This window comes from Alteromonas sp. KUL17 (assembly GCF_006538305.1).
GTDB classification, from domain to species: Bacteria; Pseudomonadota; Gammaproteobacteria; order Enterobacterales; family Alteromonadaceae; genus Alteromonas; species Alteromonas macleodii.
Map to the genome: position 1 here is coordinate 26,480 of NZ_BJKJ01000001.1, position 26,090 is coordinate 52,569.

Genomic DNA, 26,090 nt, shown 5'->3' on the forward strand with positions numbered 1-26,090 from the left:
CCTTTTGTAAATCTTATTATAGAGCGCGCCTAAAAACACGCTCGCTTTAATGTCTTAGAAAGTTTGACCAATGTTGAAAGTGAAGAATCTCGCATCGTCACCATCACGTTGCTGTATCGCTTTCGAGAAGCTGAATACCATCGGTCCCATTGGCGATATCCACTGGACTGATATACCTGCCGAGCTACGATACAGGCTCCAGTCAGAATAGTCCAATAGCTCGCCATTTTGCGATGATGCTATGTCAAACTGACGGTAATAGTCATAGTCGAACTCAGTATCCCACACGTTACCCACATCCACAAACAAACTTGTGCGAACTGAGTTATCCATTTCTTCTTCAACAAACGGTGTAGGAACTATAAGTTCTATACCACCAAGGGCCATCGCGTTACCACCTAGGCTTCGCGTTGACCAAGATAGCTGCGCATCAGCTGGATCGCCTGGGAACACTTCACCGTCAGGCCCAACAATGGTACCCGTATTGCCTAAGAATATACCGCGAGGACCTACCGTGTTGTTTTCAAAGCCACGTAGTGAGTCTGAACCACCCGCAGTAAAGTTCTCTGTAAACGGTAATATTTGTTCATTGCCGTTAATATCACCATAACCATTACCGTAGCCAAGACGTACACGCGCTAGGAAAGACCAACGCTGGTTACGAGATAATGGGAAGTACCACTTACCGTCAAATACGGTCTTGAAGTAGTTAACGTCTGAGTTTGGCGTGGTAATACTGAATGACGCTCGCTGAGATGAACCGGCGGTTGGGAACAAACCGCGGTTAAGCGTACTTCTGCTCCAACTAATGCTAGCCAAATAGCTATCGTATTTAATCGCTGCGTCTGGGTCTTCACCGTTAGTAAACTGATTATAGAACTGTTCAGTCTGCTCATAGTAGCCACGGTTGAATAGCTCAACATTGCTGTAGGTCAAACCGAAGTTGATACGGTTGAACTCGTTAATCGGATAACCAATGTTCGCACCAATAGACCAACGTTTTGAGTTGTACTGGATTACGTTAAAGTCAGAGCCGTCGAATTCACTGTAGCCTATGCTTCCACCCAAGCTGATACCATCAATGGTAAAGTAAGGGTCGTTATACGTGATTTGCGCACTACGCTGGTAAGATACCGTACTTAGGTTCAGGCCTACTCGTTTACCTGTACCTAAGAAGTTATCTTGTTGGATACCCGCCTGCAGGCTAAGTTTCGTTCTATCACCGTAACCAATACCTGCGTTGAACGAGCCCGAAGGCTGTTCTTTGACGTTAAAATTAACGTCTACTTTATCTTCCGACCCCGGAATACGTACCGTTTCAAACTCAACTTCTTCCATATAGGTAAGACGAGAAAGCTGGTTCTTAGAAGACTCCAGTAAGTTATTCGAAAGCCACGTGCCTTCCATCTGACTCACGTTCTGACGTAGTACGTTATCTGCTGTTACCACGTTGCCGTTAAACTTAATACGGTTGACGTATATACGCTTACCTGGGTCAACAGACAGCGTGAGCTTAACCGTTTTGTCTTCGTCATTAATTTCAGGAACCGTAGTTACTGTTGGGTAAGCGTACCCGAAGCGACCAAGATACTTACTGATAAATTCTTCTGTATACGTTACTTCGGCTTGGTTATAGAGTTCACCCGTAGTAAGCGGAAGCACGCGTTCAATATACTCTTCGTGTCCGAGTACGTCGCCTACCAATTCCACTTCAGAAATGGTGTATTGCTCACCTTCTGTTACGTTCATGGCAATGTAGATACCTGATTTTTCAGGTGTCATCGAAACCTGCGTAGAGTCAACATTAAAGCGAAGGTAGCCACGGTTTAAGTAATGGTTACGCAGCGTTTCCATGTCCCCTTGCAACGTTTGCTGCTGGTAGCGAGTTTCCGATAGAAAATCCCACCAAGGCGTGTCGTATTGTAGCTCAAAAGCCTCCATCAGCTCTTCGTCTGAGAAGATCTCGTTACCTACAATATTAATTTGTTCAATTTCAGCCGCGTCGCCTTCTTCGAAAAGTAATTTCAAGTCAACACGATTACGCGGTAGCGGCGTTATGATAGCCGTTACATCAGCATTATATTTACCGATGCTGTAAAAGAAGTCTTTCAGGCCATTCTCAATAGAGGTTAGTACGGTCTTATCAAGCGGCTCACCAATGCGAACCCCGTTTCCGTCCAAGCTTTCCTGAAGTTGCTCATCTTTAATGTCATCATTGCCATCAAAAATAATATTACTGATAGTTGGACGTTCAGACACACGCACAACAAGCGTATTGCCATCGCGAAGAATTTCAACATTTTCAAAGTGAGTTGAAGAGTACAACGAGCGAATAAGCTGCGTTACCCTGAATGTATTAAGCTCGTCGCCAACTTGAACGGGCAAGTAGGTTAAGGCTGCACCAAGTGCAACTCGTTGCAAACCTTCTACGCGAATGTCTTCAACGACAAATTCACTGTCTTGCGCCGCAGCATTGGCAAAGCTAGCACTGGAAAGAATGGCTCCGGCTGCTACTAACTGTTTTAACTTCATCTATTTTTCTTTTCCTGGCCGCGTTTTGTATTAGCTGTTTTGTACTTCCTGATTTGTATCAGGTTATGCGAGCGATATCGTTAAAAATTGCGATACCCATGATCATAAACAGAAGCACGCCACCTATTCTGTAACCCCATTCCTGCACCGCTTCAGGCACAGGTTTGCCTGTGATCCACTCCACGATAAAAAACATGAGGTGACCACCGTCAAGCATGGGCAAGGGTAATAAATTTATTATGCCTAAATTTACGCTTATTAAGGCAAGAAAACTCAAAAAGTACGCAAGTCCATACCCAGCACTTGTTCCCGCACCTTGAGCAATTGAGATAGGCCCACTCAAATTCTTCACTGACACGTCGCCCGTGATGAGCTTACCTATCATTTCGACACTGAGTGTCATAAGACGCCATGTTTTATCTAGCGCCTTCCCAATAGCCTCTATAATGCCATATTGATGCGTAAACACATACCCTTCTGGCCAAGGCTCAAATGTTGGGCTTACACCGAGATATCCACTTTGCCCTTGTGGTGTATCGCGGCGCGCTATCGTGGCATCTAACGTCAGCTCTTGTCCATCCCTTTGTATATCAAGCGAGATATTCTCGCCGGGACTTTCAACAATAACGTCAACTAATCGCTCCCACGATGACAACTTAGCGCCATTTAATGCAAGAAGCTCATCACCGGGTTTTAAACCCGCTTGCTGAGCAGCGCTTCCTTCACCTACAAACCCAACGGTTAACGTTGCATCTGGACGATAAGGGGTTAACCCTAAGCTGCTTAAAGGAGACTCGCTATCTGGGTCAAAGTTCCAAGAACCCAGTGTAAAAGTCAGTTCTTTTTCAACATTTGACGAATTTTTAACCGTAACATTGGTTTTTTCGGCGCCAATGTTTGAGACTATTTCCAGGTTTACCGCTTCCCAATCAGGCGTATTCCTGTCGCCAACTTTAATAATTTCATCACTAGGTTGTACACCAGCAATGGCTGCGATGCTCTCTGGTTCAACGCTTTTAACCACAGGTTTAACGGTTTCCAAGCCTACTAAATACATCAACCACAGTGCGAAGAACGCAAAAATAAAATTAACGCCAGGGCCAGCAGCAATAACCGCCATGCGCTGTAATACGGGTTTATTGTTAAACGCTTTGTCTTCTAGCTCAGGCGGTACGTCATCAATGCGTCCATCGAGCATGCGCACGTATCCACCTAATGGGATCATAGCGATGACATATTCTGTGCCTGATTTACTTGTTTTACGCCATATAGGCTTTCCAAAACCAATTGAGAAACGCTCTACCTGCACACCGCATTTACGAGCCACATAAAAGTGCCCCCATTCATGTACAGCAACCAAAATACCTAAGGCTACAATGAATGCACCAAGGCTCCATAAAAATGCTAGCATTGGAATTTACCTCGAATAATCTCGTTAGCTTTTGCTCTTGCAAGGCTGTCTTGCTCTAGTATTTGCTGAATAGAATTCACCGACACATTGGGCATAGCATTAAGCGTGGCGTCATTTACTTTAGCAATATCGCAAAACTGAATCTTGCCTTCTAGAAAGGCGTCGACAGCCACTTCATTTGATGCGTTCACTCGCGTTGTTGCACATTGCCCTTCTTTACACGCATCAATAGCCAGTTTCAAATTCGGATAACGTTCAATGCAAGGGGTTTGAAAACTGAAATTAGCTATATCTGAAAAGTCGAGCGGCGTCACACCCGCTTCGATTCGCTCAGGATGCGCCAAACCATAAGCAATAGGGGTACGCATGTCAGGGTTGCCCATTTGTGCGATCACCGACCCATCAACATATTGCACCATAGAATGAATAATACTTTGCGGGTGAATAACCACATCAATATCATCTGCAGCAGCACCGAACAGCCAACAGGCTTCAATAAACTCCAGCCCCTTGTTCATCATAGTTGCAGAGTCGATTGTAATTTTTCTGCCCATCGACCAGTTAGGGTGTGTACTGGCTTCATCAATTGTAATTGACGAGAAGCTATCAAGCGGCCTTTCTCTAAACGGACCACCAGAACCCGTTAAGAGAATTTTACGAATGCCGGATGCAGCAAAGTTACCGTATTCATAATCGTGCGGGAGGCACTGGAATATGGCGTTGTGTTCGCTGTCGATAGGAAGAATTTCAGCGCCGCTTTGGTTCGCAGCCTCGATAAATAAAGCACCAGACATGACTAACGCTTCTTTATTCGCAAGCAAAACCCGTTTACCCGCTTTTACTGCTGCCAGTGTAGGTAAAAGCCCTGCTGCACCCACAATAGCTGCCATTACAGCATCAACTTCAGGCGCGCTGGATACTTCTTCCAGCGCCTTAGCACCAGCGAGAATTTCTGCATCCACACCGTACTGGGATGCTAACTCACAGGCTAGTTTGTAGTTAGCGTCATCAGCAATTACCACATAGCGCGGCGCGCATTTCTGGGCCTGCTCCATAAGCAAGTCAAGCTGTGAGTTGCCAGTAATAGCAAATACGCGATATTTGTCTGGGTGGCGATTTATTACATCAAGTGTATTGCAACCAATGGAGCCTGTGGCCCCTAACACTGTTACTGTTTGCATTACGCCATCCAGGTTACATAGCAGAACGCAAAAACAGGGAATGCCGCGGTTAAGCTGTCGATTCTATCAAGCACACCACCGTGTCCAGGGAGAATTTTGCCGCTGTCTTTAATGCCCGCACAACGCTTAAGCATGCTTTCGTTTAAATCGCCAAGGGCGGAAACAGCCACCGTAATACCGCCAATAGCAAGGTGAAGCCAAATACGCGAAGGCTCTACCTGATAGTGAAGGGCCGCAAAAGCGATAATAGCGAATGAAGCTGCAATACCGCCTAACAAGCCTTCTAAACTTTTACCTGGCGATACGTTAGGGCGTAACTTGTGGCGTCCGAATTTTACGCCAACAAAGAATGCACCAATATCTGCAGCCCAAACAATCCCCAGCACATAGAAGATGAGTGAAGCGCCGTAGAAAGGATCAACATCGTGCAAGCTCGTGCGAAGCGCAACAACCGCTACCCATGTGGGTATAAGCGTAAGTGCCCCAAATAGGGTTCTAACGCTGCGACTGTCTTTCCAGAACTTGGAATATTTGGGATAGGCTAGCACCATAAATAAAGACGCTATCCACCATAATACGGCAACCGTTAATATGGCACGGTATAAACCATGCAATTGGCCTTGATACCAAATCGTGCTGGCATCAACAACAAGAGACAAGGCTATACATATGGCAAAGGCACCTGCCATATAAATGAGCTTTTTAGGACGTTCACATACGCCCGACATATTCGCCCATTCATAAGCGCCAATGCCGACAACACCAGCAATGGCTATTTCAAACCAAAAAATAGGAAGAAAAAGAATAGCGTAAAGCGCCAGTGGCGCGAGGATTAATGCAGTTATTATTCGTTGTTTTAGCATAATTTGCCCTTGGCTTTCGTTACCAGGGCTAGCCTGATAATTGCCTGTATGGTGTTAACCATCGGCTGTGACTACTTGTTCACCGGTTAGACCAAAGCGACGTTGGCGAACATTAAAATCGTCTACGGCTAGTTGAAACACGTCTTCGTTAAAGTCGGGCCATAGTACGTCAGTAAAGTACAATTCAGCATAGGCACACTGCCACAGCAAGAAATTGCTAATACGGTGCTCGCCACCTGTGCGAATGAGAAGGTCTAACTCAGGAAGGTTAGCCGTTGAAATATGCGCGTTAAGTGCGTCTTCAGAGATGTTTTCAACATCAAGTTCACCGCTTTTCACTTGCGTTGCAAGTTGCTTAGCCGCGTTTACAATGTCCCATCTACCGCCATAATTTGCGGCGATATTTAAGACTAAATCTTTGTTGTCTTTGGTCATGTCTTCAGCTTTGCGAATTTTTTCGACTAGCTTAGCGTCAAACGCTTCAACATCACCAATAACCTGCAAACGTACACCATTTTTGTGTAACCGTTTTGCTTCACTATTGAGGACAAGATTGAACAGCTCCATCAAGACACTGACTTCTTCCTCAGGACGCTTCCAGTTTTCACTTGAAAACGCGAATAGCGTAAGTGATTCAATGCCGTTTTGACGTGCAAAGCGCACAACAGAACGAACAGACTCTACCCCGGCTTTGTGGCCAAAGGTACGAATTTTCCCTTTCCTTTGCGCCCATCGACCATTGCCATCCATAATGATTGCAACGTGCTTCGGGCCAGCAGTCACTGCCGGCGCCTCAGCTTTCGTCGATTTGGCTGCGCTTAAACGCTTTCCAATCATAATACTTACTTATACTTCCATTAGTTCTTTTTCTTTGTCAGCAAGCATGCTGTCAACTTTCTTAATGAAATCGTTAGTAATAGATTGAATGTTCTCTTCAGCAGCGCGGCTTTCATCTTCACTGATCTCTTTTTCTTTAAGAAGATCTTTGATGTCACCGTTAGCGTCGCGACGGATGTTGCGGATAGCTACACGACCACCTTCTGCTTCGTTGCGAACAACGCGAATAAGGTCTTTACGACGCTCTTCCGTTAGAGGAGGTAAAGGAATACGAATTGAACCACCTGCACTCATTGGGTTTAAACCTAGGTCAGACTGCATAATGGCCTTTTCTACCGCTTGAATGGCGCTTTTATCAAACACAGTTAACGCTAGAGTACGGCTGTCTTCTGCAACTACGTTAGCCACTTGCTTTAGCGGCGTGTCTACGCCGTAATAAGGTACCATGATGCCATCTAGAAGGCTTGGATGCGCACGACCAGTGCGGATTTTGCTGAATTGGCCCTTTAGAGAAACTAGGCTTTTTTCCATGCGCTCTTGCGCATCTAATTCAATTTCATCAATCACGATTTGTATCCTATTGTTCTTAATTAATCGTTGTCAGCGTGGCGAATAACAGTACCTTCTTTTTCGCCCATCACAACACGTTTTAGGCAACCTGGCTTATTCATGTTGAATACGCGAATTGGCAAGCTGTGATCGCGCGCCAAAGTAAACGCTGACAAGTCCATCACTTTAAGTTCTTTTTCTAGTACTTCTTGGTAAGTCAGTTCTTCATACAGCGTAGCTTCTGGGTTTTTAACCGGATCATCACTATATACACCATCCACTTTGGTCGCTTTTAATACCGCATCGGCTTCAATTTCGATGCCGCGTAAGCAAGCCGCTGAGTCTGTAGTGAAGAAAGGATTGCCCGTACCCGCAGAGAAGATAACAACGCGGCCTGACTTAAGAAGGCTAATGGCTTCTGCCCAGTTGTAGGCATCGCACACGCCATTAAGTGGGATAGCTGACATCATACGAGCATTTACAAATGCACGATGAAGCGCGTCGCGCATGGCTAAGCCATTCATAACGGTAGCTAACATTCCCATGTGATCGCCAACAACGCGGTTCATTCCCGCTTTTGCTAAGCCTTCGCCACGGAACAAGTTACCACCACCGATAACAAGACCAACTTGAACACCAAGTTCAACCAGCTCTTTAATCTCTTGTGCCATTCTATCTAGCACTTTAGGGTCTATGCCAAAGCCTTCCGCCCCCATTAGGGCTTCACCACTAAGCTTTAACAAAATGCGTCGGTATGCTGATTTTGGTGTGATACTCATAGTTTGAATTGTCCTCGTAAACCCGTTTTGTCCTATGTCTTTCGTTAAATCACTGGTGTAAAAAACATAGGACAAACCGCTTTCGTTTGTCAGGCAGGCGCGTACGTATTTCGCCTAGCTTCACACTTACGCATTACATTGGCAACACTAAAGATGTTCAGCTATAAAAAAGCACCTCCTAAGAGGTGCTTTGTAGTTTATCTAACTATTGCTTAATGCAAAAGATAAACACTCAATTATTTCTTAGCAGCAGCCATTTGAGCAGCTACTTCAGCAGCGAAGTCTTCAGTCTTCTTCTCGATACCTTCACCAACTTCGAAACGTACGAAATTGATTACGTCTGCGCTGTTGTTCTTAAGAAGCTCAGCAACAGAGATTGAAGGATCTTTAACGAAAGGCTGACCAGTCAAGCTCACTTCGCCAGTGAACTTCTTCATGCGGCCTGCAACCATTTTCTCAGCGATATCAGCTGGCTTACCAGACTGGATAGCGATTTCGATTTGGATTTCTTTCTCTTTCTCAACAACTTCTGCTGGAACGTTTTCAGGCTTAACGAACTGCGGGCTTGCAGCTGCAACGTGCATTGCAACGTCTTTCGCTAGCTCTTCGTCACCGCCAGTAAGGATAGAGATAACACCAATACGGCCGCCGTGTACATACGCGCCTAGTGTATCGCCTTCAACGTTGATAACGCGACGAGGAGAGATGTTTTCGCCGATTTTAGCAACAAGTGCATCACGCGCTTCGCTAACTTTAACGCCGTTCATGTCTGCGTCGTTAAGCGCTTCGATGTCGTTGATGTTGTTAGCAGCTGCTACTTCTAGAAGCTCGTTACCAAATTTAAGGAAACCTTCGTCACGTGCTACGAAGTCAGTTTCACAGTTAAGTTCAAGCATAGTCGCGCGACCTGCTTCAACCTTAGTAAGGATTACACCTTCAGCTGCGATACGGCCTGCTTTTTTAGCCGCTTTCGCTTGGCCTGATTTACGCATGTTTTCAATGGCTAACTCAATGTCACCATCCGTTTCAACCAGGGCTTTTTTACAATCCAGCATACCTGCGCCAGTACGTTCGCGCAGTTCTTTAACTAGTGCTGCAGTCACTGCCATTTTTCAATTCCTCAGCATTAAATATAAATTCGTTAGGTAAAAGGGGCGATGTCGCCCCTCTCAATACGTTTCGTATTGTAGTACTGCCATATTATTAAGATATGACAGTAAGCAATCAGAATTACTCTGCTGCTTCTACGAAGTCGTCTTGCTCAGCTTGTACTTCAAGGTTGCTTTCGCGACCTGAGTTGATAGCGTTTGCAGCAGCATCCAAGTAAAGTTGGATAGCGCGGATAGCATCATCGTTACCAGGGATGATGTAATCAACACCGTCTGGGTTAGAGTTAGTATCAACAACACCAACAACAGGAATACCTAGGTTACGAGCTTCTGTTACAGCAATGTGCTCGTGATCTGCGTCGATAACAAAGATCGCGTCTGGAAGACCGCCCATGTCTTTGATACCGCCAAGACTGTTTTCAAGCTTGTCCATTTCGCGCTGAAGCATAAGTGCTTCTTTCTTAGTTAGCTTCTCAAACGTACCGTCTTGGCTTTGCTGCTCAAGATCTTTAAGACGCTTGATTGACTGACGTACTGTTTTCCAGTTAGTCAGCATACCACCTAACCAACGCTTGTTTACGTAGTACTGGTCGCACTTAAGAGCAGCATCTTTAACTGCTTCGCCAGCTGCGCGCTTAGTACCAACGAAAAGGATTTTACCTTTCTTAGACGCAACACCTGAAAGGTAGTTAAGTGCGTTGTTGAAAAGTGGAACCGTTTTTTCAAGGTTGATGATATGAACTTTGTTACGAGCGCCGAAGATGAAAGGCTTCATCTTTGGGTTCCAGTAACGAGTTTGGTGACCGAAATGCACACCTGCTTTCAGCATGTCACGCATAGAAACATTAGCCATTTTATTTTCCTCTTGGGGTTAGGCCTCCATATACCCCTTGTATCGATTCAGACCAACCTAAATTGAACTGAACACCCCGATACGAAGTGTCGGTATATGTGTGTTTTAATAAAATAAATTTACCCTCTAAAACGGTGCCAAATGCACGTGGCAAAATGAGCTTTCCGTCAGGGCGCGCGCTTTATACCACAATACCACCTAAGCCTCAAGTTTTGAGGGTAAAAAGCGACAATTTGAAGTATTTAAATTAAAGAAAGTATAGAACCTTTGATAAGGTCGCTTTACACCTCTGACTTTATCAAATAAAAACCAGCAATATCATCACCTTACTAAGAATGACCTGAATAGTGTTATAATGCGTAAGTAATCAAAATTCTTCATCAAACTAGTTTCAAACGATTTGAGAGGCGCTGTGACAGCTATTATCAAAACCCCAGAAGAAATCGAAAAAATGCGCGTAGCCGGTAAATTGGCAGCCGAGGTGCTTACTATGATAGGGCCTTACGTAAAGAAAGGCGTTACCACAGATGAGCTAAATACTATTTGCCACGACTACATCGTAAATGAGCAAAAAGCGGTACCTGCGCCTTTAAACTACGGCCACCCGCCTTTTCCAAAGTCTATCTGTACGTCGGTAAACCACTGTATTTGCCACGGTATTCCTTCTGACAAGAAACTGAAAGACGGCGACATCATTAATATCGACGTGACAGTTATTAAAGATGGCTATCATGGCGATACGTCAAAAATGTTTGTGGTAGGTAAGCCTTCTATTCTTGCAGAACGCCTAATTCGCGTTACCCAAGAATGCTTATACAAAGCTATTGAGCAAGTGAAACCGGGTATGCGTCTTGGCGATATCGGTCATATTTGTCAAACCCATGCTGAAGCGCATAACTATTCAATAGTTCGTGAATACTGCGGCCACGGTATTGGCGCTAGTTTCCACGAAGAACCACAAATTGTTCACTACGGTAAGCCAGGGACGGGTGATGTGTTAGAGCCAGGCATGTGCTTTACCATCGAACCTATGGTAAACGCAGGCAAGCGCTACTCAAAAGTGCTACCAGACCAATGGACTGTGGTAACTAAAGACAGAAGTTTAAGCGCCCAATGGGAACACACCCTATTGGTCACTGAAACCGGCGTTGAGATTCTTACGCTTCGCGAAGAAGAAACCTTGGAACGCATCATTTCTCACGGATAAATCGACTTCGACAATATTGATAACGTTTCGAATAATCGCGTTAAAAATATGATTTCAGAAGATTGAGTCTATCGAATTATGCAAAGCAGCCGTTGAATTTGCGGCTGCTTTTTTATTGGCTCGTTAGGCTCAAATTACAACTATCAAAGTTCGGCATCGTGTGCCCACTCCCCTCATATTTACTGCGCTACACACCTATAACAAAAAACCATAAATATTCACAATTCAACCTAACTTATGCATTAATTTGCTACTGCGAACTACTAGCAATTCATGCTATTGTTCTTAGCGTCTAAAAAGAAGTCTATTTCAAAGGTGTATTTTGACGCTGCAATCACTGATAAAGAATATCGACACAATTAGCTCTGTTGATGAAATCCCCGCCATTAAATCGTGCGTGGAAGCCAGTTATGCCTGGATAACGGAGTCCTTCGACGCTACGCCGGTTAATCAACTCGTTACCGGTCGTGCACAGTTCGTCGATGCGTTGCTTTGTCATCTTTGGCAACTTTATGGCTTAGATACCGTCGACGAATTATCGCTTTGCGCCGTTGGTGGTTACGGCCGTGGTCATCTGCAACCTCATTCAGACATCGATTTACTCATAGTTAGTAAAAAGAAGCTTAAGCCCGATGTACAAGAAAAAATTGGCATGTTCATCACCCTTTTATGGGATATCAAATTAGATGTTGGCCAGTCAGTTCGCACTATCAAAGAAACGGTCAAGCTAGCAAAAGACGATATTACGATTGCGACCAATTTAGTGGAAAGCCGATTACTTTGCGGCAGTGAAGCCACCTTTGATAAATTGTGGGATGAAGTAAACGGTCGAAACTCATGGTCGAGCAAAGCGTTTTTCTCAGCCAAGTATGACGAGCAAAAAAAACGCCACGCCAAATTCAACGGTACCGCTTATAACCTTGAACCTAACATCAAAGAAAACCCCGGGTGTTTGCGTGATATTCAATCTATTGGCTGGGTCGCCAAAAAGCATTTTAAAGAATATGACGGCTGGAATTTAGTAGGCCACGGCTACTTTACAGAACAAGAGCACAGTGAATTAATTGCTTGTCGCATGCACCTTTGGAAAATGCGTTGTGCACTGCATCTGGTTGCAGGCAGAAGCGAAAACCGACTGCTGTTTGATTACCAACCTGACGTTGCAAAAATGATGGGGTATGGTGAAGAAGGTAAATCGTCTGTCGAAAAAATGATGCGGGACTTTTTCCGTACCGTGGCGCGGGTGTCTGAGCTAAACCAAATGCTGCTTCAACGCTTCAAGTACGACATGCTAAATCAAAGTGTTCAGAAAAGCGTGATCATAAACGAAGATTTCGAACTGCTCGATAATATGATTTCGCCACGACACGAAACCGTATTTTCCTCACCCGAAGCAATCTTGGATTTTCTGCATTTGGTGGCTAACACACCAGAAGTACAAGGCCTCAGCACGATTTGTATTCGTCAGCTGCGCAACGCTCACCGCGCTTTTGAAGCAGAATACTATGTAGAGCGCCCACTGTGCCGCGAAAAATTCATGCGCTTAATGAAACAGCCTGAGTTCTTCGATTTTGCATGGGACATCATGCATCAATACGGCATTTTACAAGCTTATCTTCCTGAATGGGATGCCATTGTAGGTATGATGCAGTTCGACTTGTTTCACGCCTACACGGTGGACGAACACACTCATCGATTAGTGAAGCATGTTAACTACTTTTTCTCAAAGGCAAATAAAGACTTCCCGCGCTGCGGCAGAATTTGTAGAAACCTCGATAAACCAGAAGTGCTTTACATCGCTGCTATTTTCCACGATATCGCCAAAGGTAGAAATGGCGATCATTCCACGCTAGGGGCCCAGGATGTAGCAAAGTTCTGTCAGCAACACGATGTTCCCAGTGACGATGCTGAAATGATTGCATGGCTTGTAGAAAACCACCTACTGATGTCAGTGGTAGCCCAACGCCGCGATATTTATGACCCTGACGTTATAAGCGAGTTTGCGGGTGCGGTAAGAAGCCACAATCACCTTAATTTGCTTTATACGCTCACCCTTGCCGATATTCGTGCCACCAATGACAATCTTTGGAACGACTGGAAAGCATCTTTACTTCGCGAATTATATTTAATGACGCAAAAGGCATTGGATAATGGGCTACAGTGTCAAGTAACATTGAACGAGCGAGTAACTACTCACAAACACCAAGCAAGGCAAATTTTGCAAGAGCGCGCTATTGAGCCTGTTGCTATTGATGCATTGTGGGCCCGCCTGGACGACGATTACTTTGTTCGCTTTAAGCCTACTCAAATCGCGTGGCATACTGATGAAATTATTAAAGCTCAGAATGAATGGCTTACACCAGAGCACGATGGTCTGTTAGTAAAAGCAAATGATAACAGTGCGAAAGGTGGCACTGAGGTGTTTGTTTACGGCAAAGATAGAAAAGCATTGTTTGCGCAAGTCGCGTCAGTGCTGGACAGTCGCAACTGTTCAATTCACGACGCCCACGTTACCGTGACCAGAGATGGCTATGTGTTCGATAGCATGCTTATTCTTGAAAATGACGGCAGTCGTATAAGCTCAGAGTCTCGCATTACGTCCATTGAAAATGCTATTTCTGCCCAACTTGAAAAGCCGGGGCGTTCGCACGAAAATAAGCGTAAATTGCCTCGGCAAATGAAACAACTTGACGTGCCTACTAAGGTACGCTTTTTCAATATCAACGATGAAGCCACGCTTATTGAGTTAGAAGCCCTAGACGCTCCGGGCATTTTAGCTAAAATTGGTCACGCATTCGTTGATACTAATATGACGCTTAAGCTTGCGAAAATTGCCACCATTGGTGAGCGAGCTGAAGATATTTTTATCGTCAGCAATGAGGCTGGCAAAGCATTAACCCAAGAACAACAGGTAAACCTTAAAAAGCGTATCCTGTTCAAACTCGACCAACTTGAAGATATCACAATACCATGAATGAATTGAAAGCCATCATTGAAGACGCCTTCGAAAATCGCGATAGCATTAGCCCTTCATCTGCACCTGATGAAGTAAGAGATGCAGTAGCACAAGCTATTGACCTTTTAAACACAGGTAAAGCGCGCGTTGCAGAAAAAATTGCTGGCGAATGGGTAGTACATCAATGGCTTAAAAAAGCTGTTCTACTTTTCTTCCGTCTTCACAACAACGATGTGATTGAAGGCGCCGAAAGTAAGTTTTATGACAAAGTACCGCTTAAGTATACAAACTATACTGCTGAACAGTTTGCGGCTGACGGCGCGCGTATTGTTCCACCAGCAGCGGTACGTACGGGTACATTCGTAGGCAAGAACGCGGTTGTTATGCCTTCTTACGTAAACATTGGTGCGTTCGTTGACGAAGGTACTATGGTTGATACATGGGCGACAGTAGGCTCGTGTGCGCAAATTGGTAAGAATGTTCACCTTTCAGGTGGCGTGGGTATTGGCGGCGTATTAGAACCACTTCAGGCTAACCCCACCATTATTGAAGATAACTGCTTTATCGGCGCGCGATCTGAAATCGTAGAAGGCGTGATTGTTGAAGAAGGTTCTGTTATCTCAATGGGCGTTTACATCGGTCAGAGCACTCGTATTTATGACCGTGAAACCGGTGAAGTTCACTATGGCCGCGTACCAGCAGGTTCAGTAGTCGTGGCGGGCAACCTGCCAAGCGCAGATGGTAAATACAGCCTTTACGCCGCTATCATCGTGAAGAAAGTAGATGCGAAGACCCGCGCGAAAGTAGGTATCAACGCGCTACTTCGCGGCGTAGAATAAGCAGTACTTCTGGCTTATCGCTAACGGCTCGGGTTAATTTCAATTAGCCGAGCCACATGCTGAAAGACTCACAAATTAAAAGAGGCGCTTATGCGCCTCTTTCTTTTCGTAATCAGAACATTTCTAAGAATTAAGCCAACAGCTTGTCTTTAATGGTGTTGACCCACTCAACTACGTCTTTTTCGGGCTCTAGGGTTTCAATCGCGTCAACCTCTAACATATCGGCAACTGCGTTACCTTGTAGCTCGGTAAGCAACGCATGAAACTGTTTACCTGCACCACAGAAACTTTCGCCATAGCTGCTATCGCCTAGGGCTGCCACCGCGAATGGCTTGCCGGTTAGCATAGGCGATTCGTCTTTCAGATCTGAAAACACAAACTCAAGGTTTGGTGGTACATCGCCCTGCCCTGTTGTAGAGGTAATGATCAAAAGTGCGTCAGCATCAGTAAAATCTGCAACCGACGGGTCGCTTTCAAGTGAGCAATCCACGCCCTGTTCAGCTAAGTTCTCTTCCACCTGCTCAGCTACGTGTTGCGCATTGCCGTAAACTGTACCCGCAATAATTTTCAATGTTGCCATTTTTACCTCTTAAACCAATGATCGTCGCCTTTGTCGACAGGCGGAAATTCTTACTATTTTATCAACCTAAACGCAAAACGGCGCTAATTTTTCGAGCCATAGTCGCATTTCACTGTGCATCTGTGAATTAATCGTTACCCACTTTCCAGTGATAGGATGAGAAAAGCCCATTTGAGTACAACTTAAGGCCAAATTGTTAAAATTAAAGTGCTGCTTGGCGAATTTGTTTTGTTTGCCGTCCCCGTGGGTCGTGTCGCCGATAATGGGGTGACGAATATGAACCATGTGCCGACGAAGCTGATGTTTGCGACCGGTACTAGGAGAAAGCTTAACTAGCGAATATCGTGCACTTTGGTATTTGCCCACAGGCTCAGGCACTTCGAATTTTGCCACTGACTGATACATAGTTGATGCAGGTTGTGGCGGCTGCTGCGGGCGCTTATGCTTGTCTGCAATTTTGTCGTAGCGGTATTTTAGGGCGTAATCGATATACCCTGTGTGATGCACAAAACCGCGAACTATAGCGTGATACGTTTTTACTACCTGCTTGTCCATCATCTGCTGACCAAGCTTTGCTGCAATTTCTGAGCTAAAGCTAAACACCAGCACACCTGAAGTGGGTCGGTCTAAACGATGAGCAGGATAGACGTGCAGGCCTATTTGGTCTCTAAGTGTCTGTACTGCGAACACCGTTTCATGTCTATCAATCGGGCTTCTGTGTACTAGTAGGCCAGGCGGCTTCTCAATCGCGATGATATGTTCATCTTGGTACAGCACAGGTAAATGAAGAGCATCAACACGACCTTCCTCACCAACGCTTGCCTTTTCTATTAATAGCTTGTCTGAATGCACAGTTAATTGGCCTTTTAAATCGTTCTGCATAGTGCGTTGTGTTTGCTCACCCAATGTCTCCATTAGCAATATTATCAATAACTTGAAGCTGGGACAGAGTGCGCTGATGCGCCGATGACAGATATATTTCTGCTGCGGGCGCAATTTGCATGGGTGGTAAAGGCATTTCCTGTTTCAACAAAATGCGCATTTTGGGAATAAAAATAAAAGCCAACCAACTCTCAAACGCTAAACAGTCGACCGCAAAAGGAATTGCACTTTCCGTGGCATTTTTAAGTTCTTGCTCAGCAGGCATTTTCTTAGGCCAAACACCCTCTTGTTCCATAACAGTTTCTAACTGCTCCAATGCCCTACCTAGTGCATTGTGACAGGCACTACTCACTTTACTCACAGCAACTCCGCAAAAAAACTTCTATTTCGAAGCGCGCAGTATATCAGGGGCTAAAGATCTACATAAGTCCGCGTGTCTTATCGTTGAAATTCATCTGCTGTGATACCATTATCCATCTTTGTTGGCGGTATCTCATCGACGTGCCCCTTTAAATAGATGTGACAGCCTGGCAAATTTTGATTAAAGCAGTATTTTGGAACGAGTTATGAGCGCTAACAGTATTAATTCTATCAGCGAGTTTTTGTTACATGCAGGCACTGAATACCATGTTTTTGATTTAGGTCGTCGCCTTGAACCCACAGATAGTCAGACTTTTCTAGAAATAGAAAACGGCAGTGCTTACGCGCCCTACCCTCGTCAGCAGCATGCGTGGTTCGGCATCGTCTTTTGGAATAAAAATGCCTCTACGCAACACTACATTTGGTTTGTGAAACTGCCGCTTGATGAGCAAGGCTTAGTGGTTGCCGCAGCAAGAAATCATTTTCTAGAGATTATTGTTGATGCACTAGGTCAGTCTGTTGCTGAAGATACTGAAAACGCGCAAACTTTGCCTGATAATCCTTATTCGTTTGTTCCCAATCAATCACAGCTCGCTCAATTTAACGCACTAGTTAAACGCACCCTAAACCAACCTTTAAGTGAAGAGGCGCAGAAAGTTGAGGCCTACATTCAAGCCCCACAACTGGTTGACTGGCAGCAAATATCCATGCAAAGCGTGGCCGACTTTGTACAAAGCCTCAGCCATCACCCCAAACAAGACGGGTTAACGCAAGCAATTGAAACCAACACTTCACTCTACTCAAAGGTTTTTCTTAACACATTGATGGAAATGAGCGAAAGCGTTTCTCTGCCTGAAAATCTATTAGCGGCGTATTTGGATGAGATAGATAAAAGTGACGACATCAATTTAGCGGCGTTAAGAGGCACGTCAGAGGGTACCTTTAACCCGACCATTAACAACAAACTACTCGAACTATTAAAAAGCGAAAAGTCGCAGAGACTTGATATTTTAAGCGTTATTGCAGCACGTCATTTCGAGCAAATGGAACCACTACTGCTTAGTGCCTTTTTAGAGCAGGCGGCAAACGTTGATGAAAAAGAGGGTCATAAGGGCGCATTATTCGCAGGCTTCTTTTCAGATTTAGTACAAGTCCCGAAGTTACGCAGACAAGTGCTAACACTCCTGCATTCCAAAGCCAACCCTCAGATTCTCAGCAATGCATTTCAACAATTGTTTGCACAAGCGAGAAAGTAAATGACGTTACTTGAGTTAGTGGTGTGGATGGTTATTGGGTTTACTGGCTATCAGTTTTGGCGCATTCGAGCCATTTCTGAGCAAACAAACACTTACCTAAAGCAATACTGCGATAAACACGGTTTACAATTGCTGAGTGTGGCAAGAGCTAAAACACGATTTTCATTCAAATATGGAAAGCCTGACTGGCACAGTGTATTCAACTTTGAGTTTTCGAGTAATGGTGAGGACAGATATACCGGAGAAGTAGAGTTAATAGGTGTAAGGGTTATACGAACAGAGGTGCCACCGCATAGGGTATGAGCTAATATGTCCGAATGCACTTAGGCTTTTAGACCACTCCAAAAATTCAAAAAAAAGGGGAACCTAACGGCTCCCCTTTTTCCTGGAATTTTGAGTATCCTTCTCCGCGATCCTTTGCGACTAAAATCTTCCCGATTAAAATCCGTATACGCCCCTTTCCATCTACTCTCGCGCCTTCCTGTGCGAGCTACACATCCATGCGTAGGTCCCTTTCCTTTTATCCTAATTTACTGTACATCCTTCATACAGTGTTCCTCATCCTGAGGCTGTCCTTGTCAGACTCCGCTGACGTTCCCTTCCCTCATTCCATTATTTGCTGTACATCCTGCTACAGCTTTGCCAATCCCTTAGCATGTCCTTCTTTCGTCCTTGGTTTGCTCGTCCATGCAAACTAGAAATTCCTTAATGGCTATCCTGCCGTTGGCTTCTTGCCTCTAGCTCCATGCTAGCTCTTGTCCGTTTTTCCCTGCTACGTCCTGTATGTGATGTCCTATCACCTACTTCGTCCCTGAATTTCCTTGAATCCTTTAAAATCCGTTTCTAACGTCCTGTTAATGCAGTGTCCTATCTGCTTTCCTTTCCCTTTCCCCACTGCCTTGTGGGAGTCTCATCCTTAAGTTGTCCTAACTTATTCCGTTGATGATCCTTGACTCAATCCGTGACTCGTCGTGTTTCCTTGTGACATGTCCATAGTATGCCTTCCAATTATTACCGCCATATTGAATTACAGAGATTTAAGAAAGATTCTTGTACGACTTTTGACTAATCTTTAAAAACTTCAATATAATCAATAACTTTATACTTTAGTATGAATTAATCTTTCATCATTTAGGTAAGATCACTCACAGCGTTTGTAGGAAATGTCTTACAAACGCTGTAGTAAATTTGGTGTAAAGGTTGGAACTGCAACGTATGACGTTTTGGTAGGAGTATCACAACGAATAAAAAACATCATTTTAGCCTGAACATTACCTCACCGTTCACATGAGAAAGGCTTAGTTGTCCTACAACCTGATAATTGTCATCGTTAAAGAAAGCGCGATGTTTTTCTATAGTCACGAATACCGAAACACCCTCACTTTTTTCATCTTCCTCTACCACGCTATCAATAGCGCCAAGTAAAATATGCCCAAGCCCATGATGTTGATAATCTGGATGCACTGCGATGAAACTCAGCATGTGGAAGTTATCGGCGGGAACTAATGCTCGCACTTTTTCTTCTTTCTCTAGCATTTGCTTTGTACCGAACAAACCTGCCGTTAAAAGCATCCGCAATCTCCAGTGCCAGTAACGTCCTGAACCAAATGCTGCATCGGGCGCGGTCAAGCATGCAACGGCAATAAGCCGCTCATCATCGAACAGGCCAATCATCGGCTGCTCTGCAACCCAAAATGCATTGAGCTCTTCACGGATAGCTGACCGTAAACGGCTTTCATAACCTTCTTTTTCTGCTTGGAAAATGTCAATGAACAATGGGTCATCTACATACGCATTGTAAAGAATAGAGGCGGCAACTTTGAGATCATCTACAGATAGATAGATGGCTTTGACCGTGTCTTGCAAGGGGGCTATTGCATTATTATTAGCATCAGTATTCATCAGGGGCTCCTTGTACGCAAAGTTATACAGCTGCTTTTACCCATTTAAATAAAATGGGAGAAGTGGACACTACCGCACAACTTTTATCATTGCGCCAACCACCCACTTAAACTGATTAAACTTTAGCCTACGCGAAAAAAACCTGCATGTTAACTTTTTATTAACATTTAAAGATAGTAAGTAATGCCTACTTTCGTAATCAATTACCAACTAACGATTATTAGTGCATTAAGCTATAAGCACTGTCACCCCAGCCAACTAAGTTTCCATTTCTGAAAACCAACGGCGTACACTCGTCTTTTGTGGTGATACCATCGCCCATCGTTTTTTGAGTTCGGTAGTAAAGTACGCGATATGTGCCGTCTTGCTTTTCGAACAGTTCGTTGAAATCCGCAACGCCCATTTTTCTCAATACACTTTCGTACGTTGTCCCTGTTTCAAGATTCGCGATGTGTTTACGATTGTTAAACTCTCTGTCTTCCCAATCAGCACCATAGTGACTATCTGAACCGCCACCTACTGATACGACACAACCTGAAAGCAAAACTGAAGATGCCAAAGCTACTGAAAGAAGAACCGTTTTCATGTGAATTCCTTAATTATGTGTGTTGTTTTTTATTCGATACTACGCCTACTTTGTGAACCGACACTGAATAGACATAAATACGCTAACGTAAGAACCACTGCGTTTATGCGTGATAATGTAAGTTATGATTGGTAAACAAGATTAAGGCCAAAAATTAAATCATTGATTTTTATAAAAATTTTAACAACACCATTCTACGAAGACTTTGAAAAATAGTGAAATCAGTAACTTATTAGTGAAATTGACTACGTAGACAGGCTACACTGCTACTATTCATGACTTTGAACCATTTTCGTATTATGAGTAACGCTAACCTGCAGCAACTTCACGTTTTGTGCCTTCAAATGCATAAAGAAGGAAAAACACCGTCCGTAGGCATTTTACGTGCAAAAGCTCCCTTTAAGGTATCGGTAACCGAAGCTATTGAAGCGATTAAGCGATTTAACGCACACAAACCTAAGCTAGAGGTATCTAACGAAGAAAACGTAGCGCAACAAAATCCTGTCGCCACAACTGATGAGCCGGGCAATTTGCATGCACGGGTAGAGACGTTAGAAAAAGAAGTGGCGGAGTTAAAGCGGGCGCTACATAAAATTATTAACGCCTAATAGCTTTTAGTTTTGCAGGCCGGTAATTTTAGGTCTGATTGACGTCAGTCAACGCATTAACGTTATATAGCAGGTGTAAGCTGCTCAATAAACACCGCAAGAGATGGCGCAAGAATTTTGGCAGGCTCTCTGCCAACCTGCTCGAGTGCCACTTCGCCACTTTCGTTGACAACGGTTAAAATAAAATCTTCTTCGTCAGTTAAACCAAAAAACAATGTTGGCGCTTGCCTAAGTCTTTGCTTCATCAACAAATGCCCAATCAAGTTTTGCTGTAATCTTTCAAAATCTTCGGTATTGAAAACTTGAAGCAATTCACAGCGACCTTGCGGGGCGTTAGCCTTTAAATTATCGCTGTAGTAACGAGTAAAATACTCGCAGTAGTCAGGATTTAGCTCTAGCGATAATGCCTCTTCAACATTACTGAAAGACTGCAGAGGCGATTGAAGCGTAGGAGACCATCTTACAAGTTCACCGTCTTGCGCCGTCGTCTCATAGCACGGCGAGGGCCACTCGCTATCAAATGCTATCTTGAGTCCCTCGGCCTCGGCCTGTTCGACATAAGATGATACAAATTTATCTAATTGTGCTGAAATTGTTAGAGCCATTATGACGTTACCTGCGTATTTTTGGGGTACACTATACAACTAAACAGTTAAGTCAATACTGGGGTTAATTCTACTGTGCTGTAAGACCGTGTGTCGCTGTGCAGTTCAGCAATTTAAATCCCGCGTAGATGCATAAAAGGTTCTTATGTCGACGGACAACTCACCTCAAAAAATTACTATCTCTGCACCTGATGACCTCTCTTTGGGTAAACAGGTTGACTATGAATTTGAATATAATCCTGACTTGTTGCAAGGCGTGCCGCGCAGTTTAAGTCGTGATACGTTAAACTTGGCTGGCTCAGGTTTACCTTTTGATGGTATCGACACTTGGACAGGATACGAACTTTCTTGGCTAAATTTAAAGGGTAAACCTAATGTGGCAATTTTAGAATGCCACGTTCCTATTACCTCAAAGAACCTAATCGAATCAAAATCATTTAAGCTATATTTGAATAGCTTCAACCAAACAAAATTCGCTTCAGCAGAGGACTTACGACAAGTGCTTCAAGCGGATTTGTCAGCGTGCGCTGGGGAGCCTGTCGAGGTTAAACTAATTCTTCCAGAGCAGTTTTCTTCGCTACAATTCCAAGAATTTAACGGAACCTTGTTAGATAGTCTGGATGTAGAAATCGATCAATATTCCCCTAATACTCAATATTTGACTGTTGCGAAAAATGAAACAGGAATTCAAGAGACGCTTGTTTCTCATTTACTTAAATCTAATTGTTTAATCACAAGTCAGCCAGATTGGGCTAGTATTCAAATAAGGTATGAAGGAAAAGCTATTGAACACGAAGGGCTTTTGAAATATCTAATTAGCTTTAGGCAACACAACGAGTTTCATGAGCAATGCGTTGAGCGCATTTACAACGACATCATGCAGCATTGTCAGCCAGATAAGTTAACCGTTTGTGCGCGTTACACACGACGAGGGGGTTTAGATATCAACCCTTTCCGTTCAAATTACGAAGCGCCTTATGCTAATCATCGTCAAGCACGTCAGTAATATAACGGTGAAGTACCTACCAACGCTACCTAAGCCGCGGCAGTAATAGCGAATTAGAACAAAGACGAGATTATGGAAGCAAAACAACTACAAACCCTAAAACAAAATAACGCGCTTCTTTGTCAGTTTATTGTGAAACTCTCAGCATTTTATGAGGGCTTCTCGGATAAGATCGATACTGAACTTAAGGTGTTACGAGGCCACCTTTCTGGCACACCTAATTTTAGTCTTGCCGCTGTGAGCATAGAGAAACTCAACAAATCACTTCAGCATCAAGAAATAACGCTTAGAAAATACAGTGTTGATACTGTTTCATCGCTAGAAGATGCAATGAAACAACTACAGAAAATTGTATTTGAAGATACTGAATTAAAAGGGTTAACCACGCAGGAATTGATTAAGCTAAATCAACCTGTAGGTGATATCTTCAGTATTTACAAACTCTATTCTAAAGCCATTGCGCTTCACCGCATTGCGCTCAACAAGGAAATGGTTGGACTTGAGCCATCTGAAACCACAGAAACTAAGTCCACTAACAATGAAAGCACATCGGCTCGTTCGATTAAAGATGATAACCCTCATTACCGTTCTATTTTGGTTGAGCTTAATCACCTTATTGCTTCCTATGCACAAAAAAACCTAACGATCAGCAACTCAATGATATAAAGCAACGTCTTGATAAAGGCATGGATGAAGACCAGCTGCTTAAAAGCTGCGTTGTAATTTTGCGCATGATCGTTCAAGACGCTATGTCAGAGGCGAGCTTAACAGGAAAAGTGATTCAGAGTCTGCACCGTTCATTAGGTGAAGTGAGTAGTGACGTCAGCAATACGATCCAAGGCAGCCAAGCCCAGTTCGAGCAGCGCCAAGCTGGTAATGAGCAACTTAAACGTGACATTATTCACATCGAAGAAGCCGTATCGGAAAGCAGTTCTCTAGAAGCACTTAAAGAGCAGACACAGTTTCGCGTAGAAAAGCTTGTGACTACGTTAAGCGAGCAACAAAGCAACGATCAGCAAGGTCAAGAAGCGCTAATGGCACTGCTCTCCTCTATGCAATCGCGAATAGATACACTTCAGCAGCAAACCAGCGTCTATAAAAAGAAGCTGGCCGAACAAGCAATGCAAAGCCGCACCGACCCCCTCACTCGGCTTCCAAACAGGCAGGCGTATAATGAGAGACTGGAAGCGGCTTTCATTAAATTTAAAGAAAATGGTGACTTGCTTGCGGTCGCCGTTGTGGATATTGATCATTTTAAGTCAATCAACGATAGATTCGGGCACGCAGCAGGCGATAAAACCCTTCAGGTAGTGAGTAAATTCTTAAAACAAAGCTTGTCCGAAAATGATTTTATTGCCAGGTGGGGAGGAGAAGAGTTTGTAATGCTACTGCCTCAGGCGCAGATGGCAGATATAGATAAAAAGCTTAATGAAGTTAGAACTAAACTTGCTGCAATGCCGTTTAAATTCAAGCAAGAAAAAGTAAAAATCACCGCATCTTTTGGCGCAACCTGTTTCAATGACAATGATACTACCGAAACTGTGTTTGAACGCGCCGATGAGTACCTCTATAAAGCAAAACGAAACGGCCGCAACCTCGTAGTCACTGATTTAAGCACTGACTTATAGGAAGTAAAAATATGAAGAAAGTGCAGCTTAACCCTGTTGGCTGGATGAGCCAGCTATCACAAGTAGAAGTTTCTCGTCTTCAAGACGCCACCAACAGCGAGCTCTTTGCTATGTTCAGAAACTGTTGCCTTGCAGTATTGAACAGCGGCGTTGACGAAGACAATTTCGAAGCACTTTTTGCTCCTTATGAAAATTTTGAAATAAAACTCATTCGTCGTGAACGGGGCGTAAAAATAGAACTCGTGAACCCTCCTGAAGTGGCTTTCGTTGACGAAAAACTCGTTCGTGGTGTACACGAACATCTATTTGCGGTCCTTCGCGACCTGCTTTACATGGGTAACAAGTACGCATTTCTTCATCAAACCGCACCGGCTGAAGGTAACGACATCACAGACATGGTGTTTGACATGCTACGCCACGCTAAAGCGCTTGAAGGAAACGATGGCGTAAACACAATTGTCTGTTGGGGCGGCCATTCCATTAATCAAGTTGAGTACAAATACACGAAAGAAGTGGGCTATCAGCTCGGCTTACGTGACATGAATATTTGCACAGGATGTGGGCCTGGAGCGATGAAGGGGCCAATGAAGGGCGCCACCATAGGTCATGCAAAGCAACGCCACAAGACAGGCCGTTACATTGGCATCTCTGAGCCGAGTATTATTGCCGCCGAGCCGCCCAACGCCATTGTCAACGAGCTCATTATCATGCCTGATATTGAAAAGCGTTTAGAGGCGTTTGTTAGACTCGGACATGGCATTATCGTGTTTCCAGGCGGTGTAGGCACTGCCGAAGAATTACTTTATCTGCTTGGCATTTTGATGAATGAACGCAATGCGCAGCAACCTTTTCCTTTCATTCTAACAGGGCCAGCTGGTAGCGAAGAATACTTTGAAGCCATAGACGCCTTTGTTGGTGCAACACTGGGGCCAGAAGCACAGTCAAAATATCAAATCATTGTGGATGACCCAGAAGAAGTAGCACGCACCATGAATAAACACCTTGAAAAAGTGAAGAAGTTCAGAGGTGCGATGGGTGACGCATTCAGCTTTAATTGGTCATTAAAAATTGAACAAGACTTTCAACAGCCCTTTATTCCAACGCATGAGAGTATGGCCGACCTTCAACTGCACTTAGATCAAAGTAAAAGTGATCTAGCGGCCAATTTGCGCAAAGCGTTTTCAGGCATTGTTGCGGGTAACGTAAAAGCAGAAGGCATTGCTCAGATCAAAAAACATGGTCCGTTTGAGCTCACCGGTGATAGTACACTGATGGAGAAGGTTGATACACTACTCGAGTCGTTTGTAAAACAGCATAGAATGAAGCTGCCTGGTAGCGCGTACGAACCATGTTACGTTGTAAAGAACGATAAGAGAAACAGCGAATAACACGAGACCGTGGCAAGACGCATTTGCTTACGTTTACTACTTATGTTTAGTAGTCGTTTTGCGGTACACTATTAGAGAGTATTGTTTAACGAATGAATGTAGTGCACATTTAGCCTATGCTCGGCTCCCGAACAATGTCGGGCTTTGGCTTGCAGTAGCATTCAAGTAAAGAA

General features: G+C 44.1%; 25 protein-coding genes. 10 read left to right on the forward strand and 15 right to left on the reverse strand.

The features are described 5' to 3' along the window. Nucleotides 1–54 precede the first annotated feature (54 nt). The 9 genes from bamA to rpsB form a co-directional block, all read right to left on the reverse strand. Entirely contained in the window at nucleotides 55–2,532 is a 2,478-nt protein-coding gene (gene bamA, locus KUL49_RS00090) for an outer membrane protein assembly factor BamA (RefSeq protein ID WP_039230512.1), read from the reverse strand. A 58-nt stretch (nucleotides 2,533–2,590) separates the two neighbouring features. Then, on the reverse strand, nucleotides 2,591–3,943 hold the full coding sequence (gene rseP / locus KUL49_RS00095) for a sigma E protease regulator RseP (RefSeq protein ID WP_131135901.1): 1,353 nt from the start codon (nucleotides 3,941–3,943) through the stop codon (nucleotides 2,591–2,593). Continuing rightward, nucleotides 3,937–5,124, reverse strand: coding sequence for a 1-deoxy-D-xylulose-5-phosphate reductoisomerase (gene ispC / locus KUL49_RS00100; RefSeq protein ID WP_131135902.1), 1,188 nt, complete (start codon nucleotides 5,122–5,124; stop codon nucleotides 3,937–3,939). The genes rseP and ispC overlap by 7 nt, the downstream gene beginning before the upstream one ends. Then, on the reverse strand, nucleotides 5,124–5,987 hold the full coding sequence (locus tag KUL49_RS00105) for a phosphatidate cytidylyltransferase (RefSeq protein ID WP_131135903.1): 864 nt from the start codon (nucleotides 5,985–5,987) through the stop codon (nucleotides 5,124–5,126). The genes ispC and KUL49_RS00105 overlap by 1 nt, the downstream gene beginning before the upstream one ends. Nucleotides 5,988–6,041: 54 nt before the next feature. Further along, complete coding sequence (uppS, locus tag KUL49_RS00110) at nucleotides 6,042–6,824, reverse strand: polyprenyl diphosphate synthase (RefSeq protein ID WP_110287659.1); 783 nt, start codon at nucleotides 6,822–6,824, stop codon at nucleotides 6,042–6,044. Nucleotides 6,825–6,833: 9 nt separating this feature from the next. Beyond that, nucleotides 6,834–7,391: a ribosome recycling factor gene (gene frr / locus KUL49_RS00115; RefSeq protein ID WP_014948555.1), complete on the reverse strand. Its 558-nt coding sequence runs from the start codon at nucleotides 7,389–7,391 to the stop codon at nucleotides 6,834–6,836. Nucleotides 7,392–7,414: 23 nt separating this feature from the next. Then, nucleotides 7,415–8,152, reverse strand: coding sequence for a UMP kinase (gene pyrH / locus KUL49_RS00120; RefSeq protein WP_014948554.1), 738 nt, complete (start codon nucleotides 8,150–8,152; stop codon nucleotides 7,415–7,417). A 236-nt stretch (nucleotides 8,153–8,388) separates the two neighbouring features. Then, nucleotides 8,389–9,261, reverse strand: a complete 873-nt coding sequence (gene tsf, locus KUL49_RS00125; protein WP_014975850.1) for a translation elongation factor Ts — start codon at nucleotides 9,259–9,261, stop codon at nucleotides 8,389–8,391. Nucleotides 9,262–9,382: 121 nt separating this feature from the next. Continuing rightward, nucleotides 9,383–10,114, reverse strand: a complete 732-nt coding sequence (gene rpsB, locus KUL49_RS00130) for a 30S ribosomal protein S2 (protein WP_014948552.1) — start codon at nucleotides 10,112–10,114, stop codon at nucleotides 9,383–9,385. Nucleotides 10,115–10,526: 412 nt separating this feature from the next. Here rpsB and map point away from each other — a divergent pair, with 412 nt between their 5' ends. From map to dapD, 3 genes are all read left to right on the forward strand, one after another. Continuing rightward, nucleotides 10,527–11,321, forward strand: a complete 795-nt coding sequence (map, locus tag KUL49_RS00135) for a type I methionyl aminopeptidase (RefSeq protein WP_014948551.1) — start codon at nucleotides 10,527–10,529, stop codon at nucleotides 11,319–11,321. Nucleotides 11,322–11,643: 322 nt separating this feature from the next. Further along, nucleotides 11,644–14,295, forward strand: a complete 2,652-nt coding sequence (glnD, locus tag KUL49_RS00140; protein ID WP_131135904.1) for a [protein-PII] uridylyltransferase — start codon at nucleotides 11,644–11,646, stop codon at nucleotides 14,293–14,295. After that, complete coding sequence (dapD, locus tag KUL49_RS00145; protein WP_014948549.1) at nucleotides 14,292–15,116, forward strand: 2,3,4,5-tetrahydropyridine-2,6-dicarboxylate N-succinyltransferase; 825 nt, start codon at nucleotides 14,292–14,294, stop codon at nucleotides 15,114–15,116. Before glnD ends, dapD begins: the two co-directional genes overlap by 4 nt. A 130-nt stretch (nucleotides 15,117–15,246) precedes the next feature. Here the strand turns inward: dapD and KUL49_RS00150 are convergent, their stop codons facing one another. From KUL49_RS00150 to KUL49_RS00160, 3 genes are all read right to left on the reverse strand, one after another. Beyond that, nucleotides 15,247–15,696 carry a flavodoxin domain-containing protein gene (locus tag KUL49_RS00150; protein ID WP_039223258.1) on the reverse strand — a complete coding sequence of 150 codons (450 nt, stop codon included), beginning with the start codon at nucleotides 15,694–15,696 and terminating at the stop codon, nucleotides 15,247–15,249. Nucleotides 15,697–15,762: 66 nt separating this feature from the next. Further along, nucleotides 15,763–16,602, reverse strand: coding sequence for a tRNA pseudouridine(65) synthase TruC (truC, locus tag KUL49_RS00155; RefSeq protein WP_131135905.1), 840 nt, complete (start codon nucleotides 16,600–16,602; stop codon nucleotides 15,763–15,765). Next, nucleotides 16,595–16,939 carry a YqcC family protein gene (locus tag KUL49_RS00160; RefSeq protein WP_242633675.1) on the reverse strand — a complete coding sequence of 115 codons (345 nt, stop codon included), beginning with the start codon at nucleotides 16,937–16,939 and terminating at the stop codon, nucleotides 16,595–16,597. Before KUL49_RS00160 ends, truC begins: the two co-directional genes overlap by 8 nt. A 205-nt stretch (nucleotides 16,940–17,144) precedes the next feature. Between KUL49_RS00160 and KUL49_RS00165 the strand changes: the two genes are divergently transcribed. Then, entirely contained in the window at nucleotides 17,145–18,194 is a 1,050-nt protein-coding gene (locus tag KUL49_RS00165; protein WP_131135906.1) for a DUF3549 family protein, read from the forward strand. Beyond that, the gene (locus tag KUL49_RS00170; RefSeq protein ID WP_131135907.1) at nucleotides 18,195–18,497 is read left to right on the forward strand and encodes a DUF3301 domain-containing protein; all 303 of its coding nucleotides are present in this window, start codon (nucleotides 18,195–18,197) and stop codon (nucleotides 18,495–18,497) included. It begins immediately after the preceding gene. 951 nt (nucleotides 18,498–19,448) lie between these two features. On the opposite strand, the gene KUL49_RS00175 is transcribed toward KUL49_RS00170, so the two are convergent. Further along, complete coding sequence (locus tag KUL49_RS00175) at nucleotides 19,449–20,096, reverse strand: GNAT family N-acetyltransferase (protein WP_131135908.1); 648 nt, start codon at nucleotides 20,094–20,096, stop codon at nucleotides 19,449–19,451. A 220-nt stretch (nucleotides 20,097–20,316) separates the two neighbouring features. Beyond that, nucleotides 20,317–20,682 carry a DUF3192 domain-containing protein gene (locus tag KUL49_RS00180; RefSeq protein WP_014948542.1) on the reverse strand — a complete coding sequence of 122 codons (366 nt, stop codon included), beginning with the start codon at nucleotides 20,680–20,682 and terminating at the stop codon, nucleotides 20,317–20,319. A 299-nt stretch (nucleotides 20,683–20,981) separates the two neighbouring features. Here KUL49_RS00180 and KUL49_RS00185 point away from each other — a divergent pair, with 299 nt between their 5' ends. After that, nucleotides 20,982–21,290: a hypothetical protein gene (locus tag KUL49_RS00185; protein WP_242633676.1), complete on the forward strand. Its 309-nt coding sequence runs from the start codon at nucleotides 20,982–20,984 to the stop codon at nucleotides 21,288–21,290. Nucleotides 21,291–21,352: 62 nt separating this feature from the next. Here the strand turns inward: KUL49_RS00185 and syd are convergent, their stop codons facing one another. Beyond that, entirely contained in the window at nucleotides 21,353–21,895 is a 543-nt protein-coding gene (gene syd, locus KUL49_RS00190) for a SecY-interacting protein (protein ID WP_131135910.1), read from the reverse strand. A 145-nt stretch (nucleotides 21,896–22,040) separates the two neighbouring features. On the opposite strand from syd, the gene queF reads away from it, so the two are divergent. The 4 genes from queF to ppnN all read left to right on the forward strand — a co-directional run bounded on the left by queF (nucleotide 22,041) and on the right by ppnN (nucleotide 25,917). Continuing rightward, a complete protein-coding gene (gene queF, locus KUL49_RS00195) occupies nucleotides 22,041–22,901 on the forward strand; it encodes an NADPH-dependent 7-cyano-7-deazaguanine reductase QueF (protein WP_131135911.1) in 861 nt (286 codons plus the stop codon). Between the two features lie 72 nt (nucleotides 22,902–22,973). After that, entirely contained in the window at nucleotides 22,974–23,567 is a 594-nt protein-coding gene (locus KUL49_RS20985) for a hypothetical protein (protein WP_242633677.1), read from the forward strand. A 20-nt stretch (nucleotides 23,568–23,587) separates the two neighbouring features. Then, complete coding sequence (locus KUL49_RS20990; protein ID WP_242633678.1) at nucleotides 23,588–24,529, forward strand: GGDEF domain-containing protein; 942 nt, start codon at nucleotides 23,588–23,590, stop codon at nucleotides 24,527–24,529. An 11-nt stretch (nucleotides 24,530–24,540) separates the two neighbouring features. After that, entirely contained in the window at nucleotides 24,541–25,917 is a 1,377-nt protein-coding gene (gene ppnN / locus KUL49_RS00205) for a nucleotide 5'-monophosphate nucleosidase PpnN (RefSeq protein WP_014948537.1), read from the forward strand. Nucleotides 25,918–26,090 lie beyond the last annotated feature (173 nt).

Excerpts from the sequence above, each read along its gene's own strand:
- bamA (WP_039230512.1), bottom strand. The coding sequence starts at position 2,532 with ATGAAGTTAAAACAGTTAGTAGCAGCCGGAGCCATTCTTTCCAGTGCT.
- rseP (WP_131135901.1), bottom strand. The coding sequence starts at position 3,943 with ATGCTAGCATTTTTATGGAGCCTTGGTGCATTCATTGTAGCCTTAGGT.
- ispC (WP_131135902.1), bottom strand. The coding sequence starts at position 5,124 with ATGCAAACAGTAACAGTGTTAGGGGCCACAGGCTCCATTGGTTGCAAT.
- KUL49_RS00105 (WP_131135903.1), bottom strand. The coding sequence starts at position 5,987 with ATGCTAAAACAACGAATAATAACTGCATTAATCCTCGCGCCACTGGCG.
- uppS (WP_110287659.1), bottom strand. The coding sequence starts at position 6,824 with ATGATTGGAAAGCGTTTAAGCGCAGCCAAATCGACGAAAGCTGAGGCG.
- pyrH (WP_014948554.1), bottom strand. The coding sequence starts at position 8,152 with ATGAGTATCACACCAAAATCAGCATACCGACGCATTTTGTTAAAGCTT.
- tsf (WP_014975850.1), bottom strand. The coding sequence starts at position 9,261 with ATGGCAGTGACTGCAGCACTAGTTAAAGAACTGCGCGAACGTACTGGC.
- rpsB (WP_014948552.1), bottom strand. The coding sequence starts at position 10,114 with ATGGCTAATGTTTCTATGCGTGACATGCTGAAAGCAGGTGTGCATTTC.
- dapD (WP_014948549.1), top strand. The coding sequence starts at position 14,292 with ATGAATGAATTGAAAGCCATCATTGAAGACGCCTTCGAAAATCGCGAT.
- KUL49_RS00150 (WP_039223258.1), bottom strand. The coding sequence starts at position 15,696 with ATGGCAACATTGAAAATTATTGCGGGTACAGTTTACGGCAATGCGCAA.
- KUL49_RS00165 (WP_131135906.1), top strand. The coding sequence starts at position 17,145 with ATGAGCGCTAACAGTATTAATTCTATCAGCGAGTTTTTGTTACATGCA.
- KUL49_RS00170 (WP_131135907.1), top strand. The coding sequence starts at position 18,195 with ATGACGTTACTTGAGTTAGTGGTGTGGATGGTTATTGGGTTTACTGGC.
- KUL49_RS00175 (WP_131135908.1), bottom strand. The coding sequence starts at position 20,096 with ATGAATACTGATGCTAATAATAATGCAATAGCCCCCTTGCAAGACACG.
- KUL49_RS00180 (WP_014948542.1), bottom strand. The coding sequence starts at position 20,682 with ATGAAAACGGTTCTTCTTTCAGTAGCTTTGGCATCTTCAGTTTTGCTT.
- KUL49_RS00185 (WP_242633676.1), top strand. The coding sequence starts at position 20,982 with ATGAGTAACGCTAACCTGCAGCAACTTCACGTTTTGTGCCTTCAAATG.
- syd (WP_131135910.1), bottom strand. The coding sequence starts at position 21,895 with ATGGCTCTAACAATTTCAGCACAATTAGATAAATTTGTATCATCTTAT.
- queF (WP_131135911.1), top strand. The coding sequence starts at position 22,041 with ATGTCGACGGACAACTCACCTCAAAAAATTACTATCTCTGCACCTGAT.
- KUL49_RS20985 (WP_242633677.1), top strand. The coding sequence starts at position 22,974 with ATGGAAGCAAAACAACTACAAACCCTAAAACAAAATAACGCGCTTCTT.
- KUL49_RS20990 (WP_242633678.1), top strand. The coding sequence starts at position 23,588 with ATGGATGAAGACCAGCTGCTTAAAAGCTGCGTTGTAATTTTGCGCATG.
- ppnN (WP_014948537.1), top strand. The coding sequence starts at position 24,541 with ATGAAGAAAGTGCAGCTTAACCCTGTTGGCTGGATGAGCCAGCTATCA.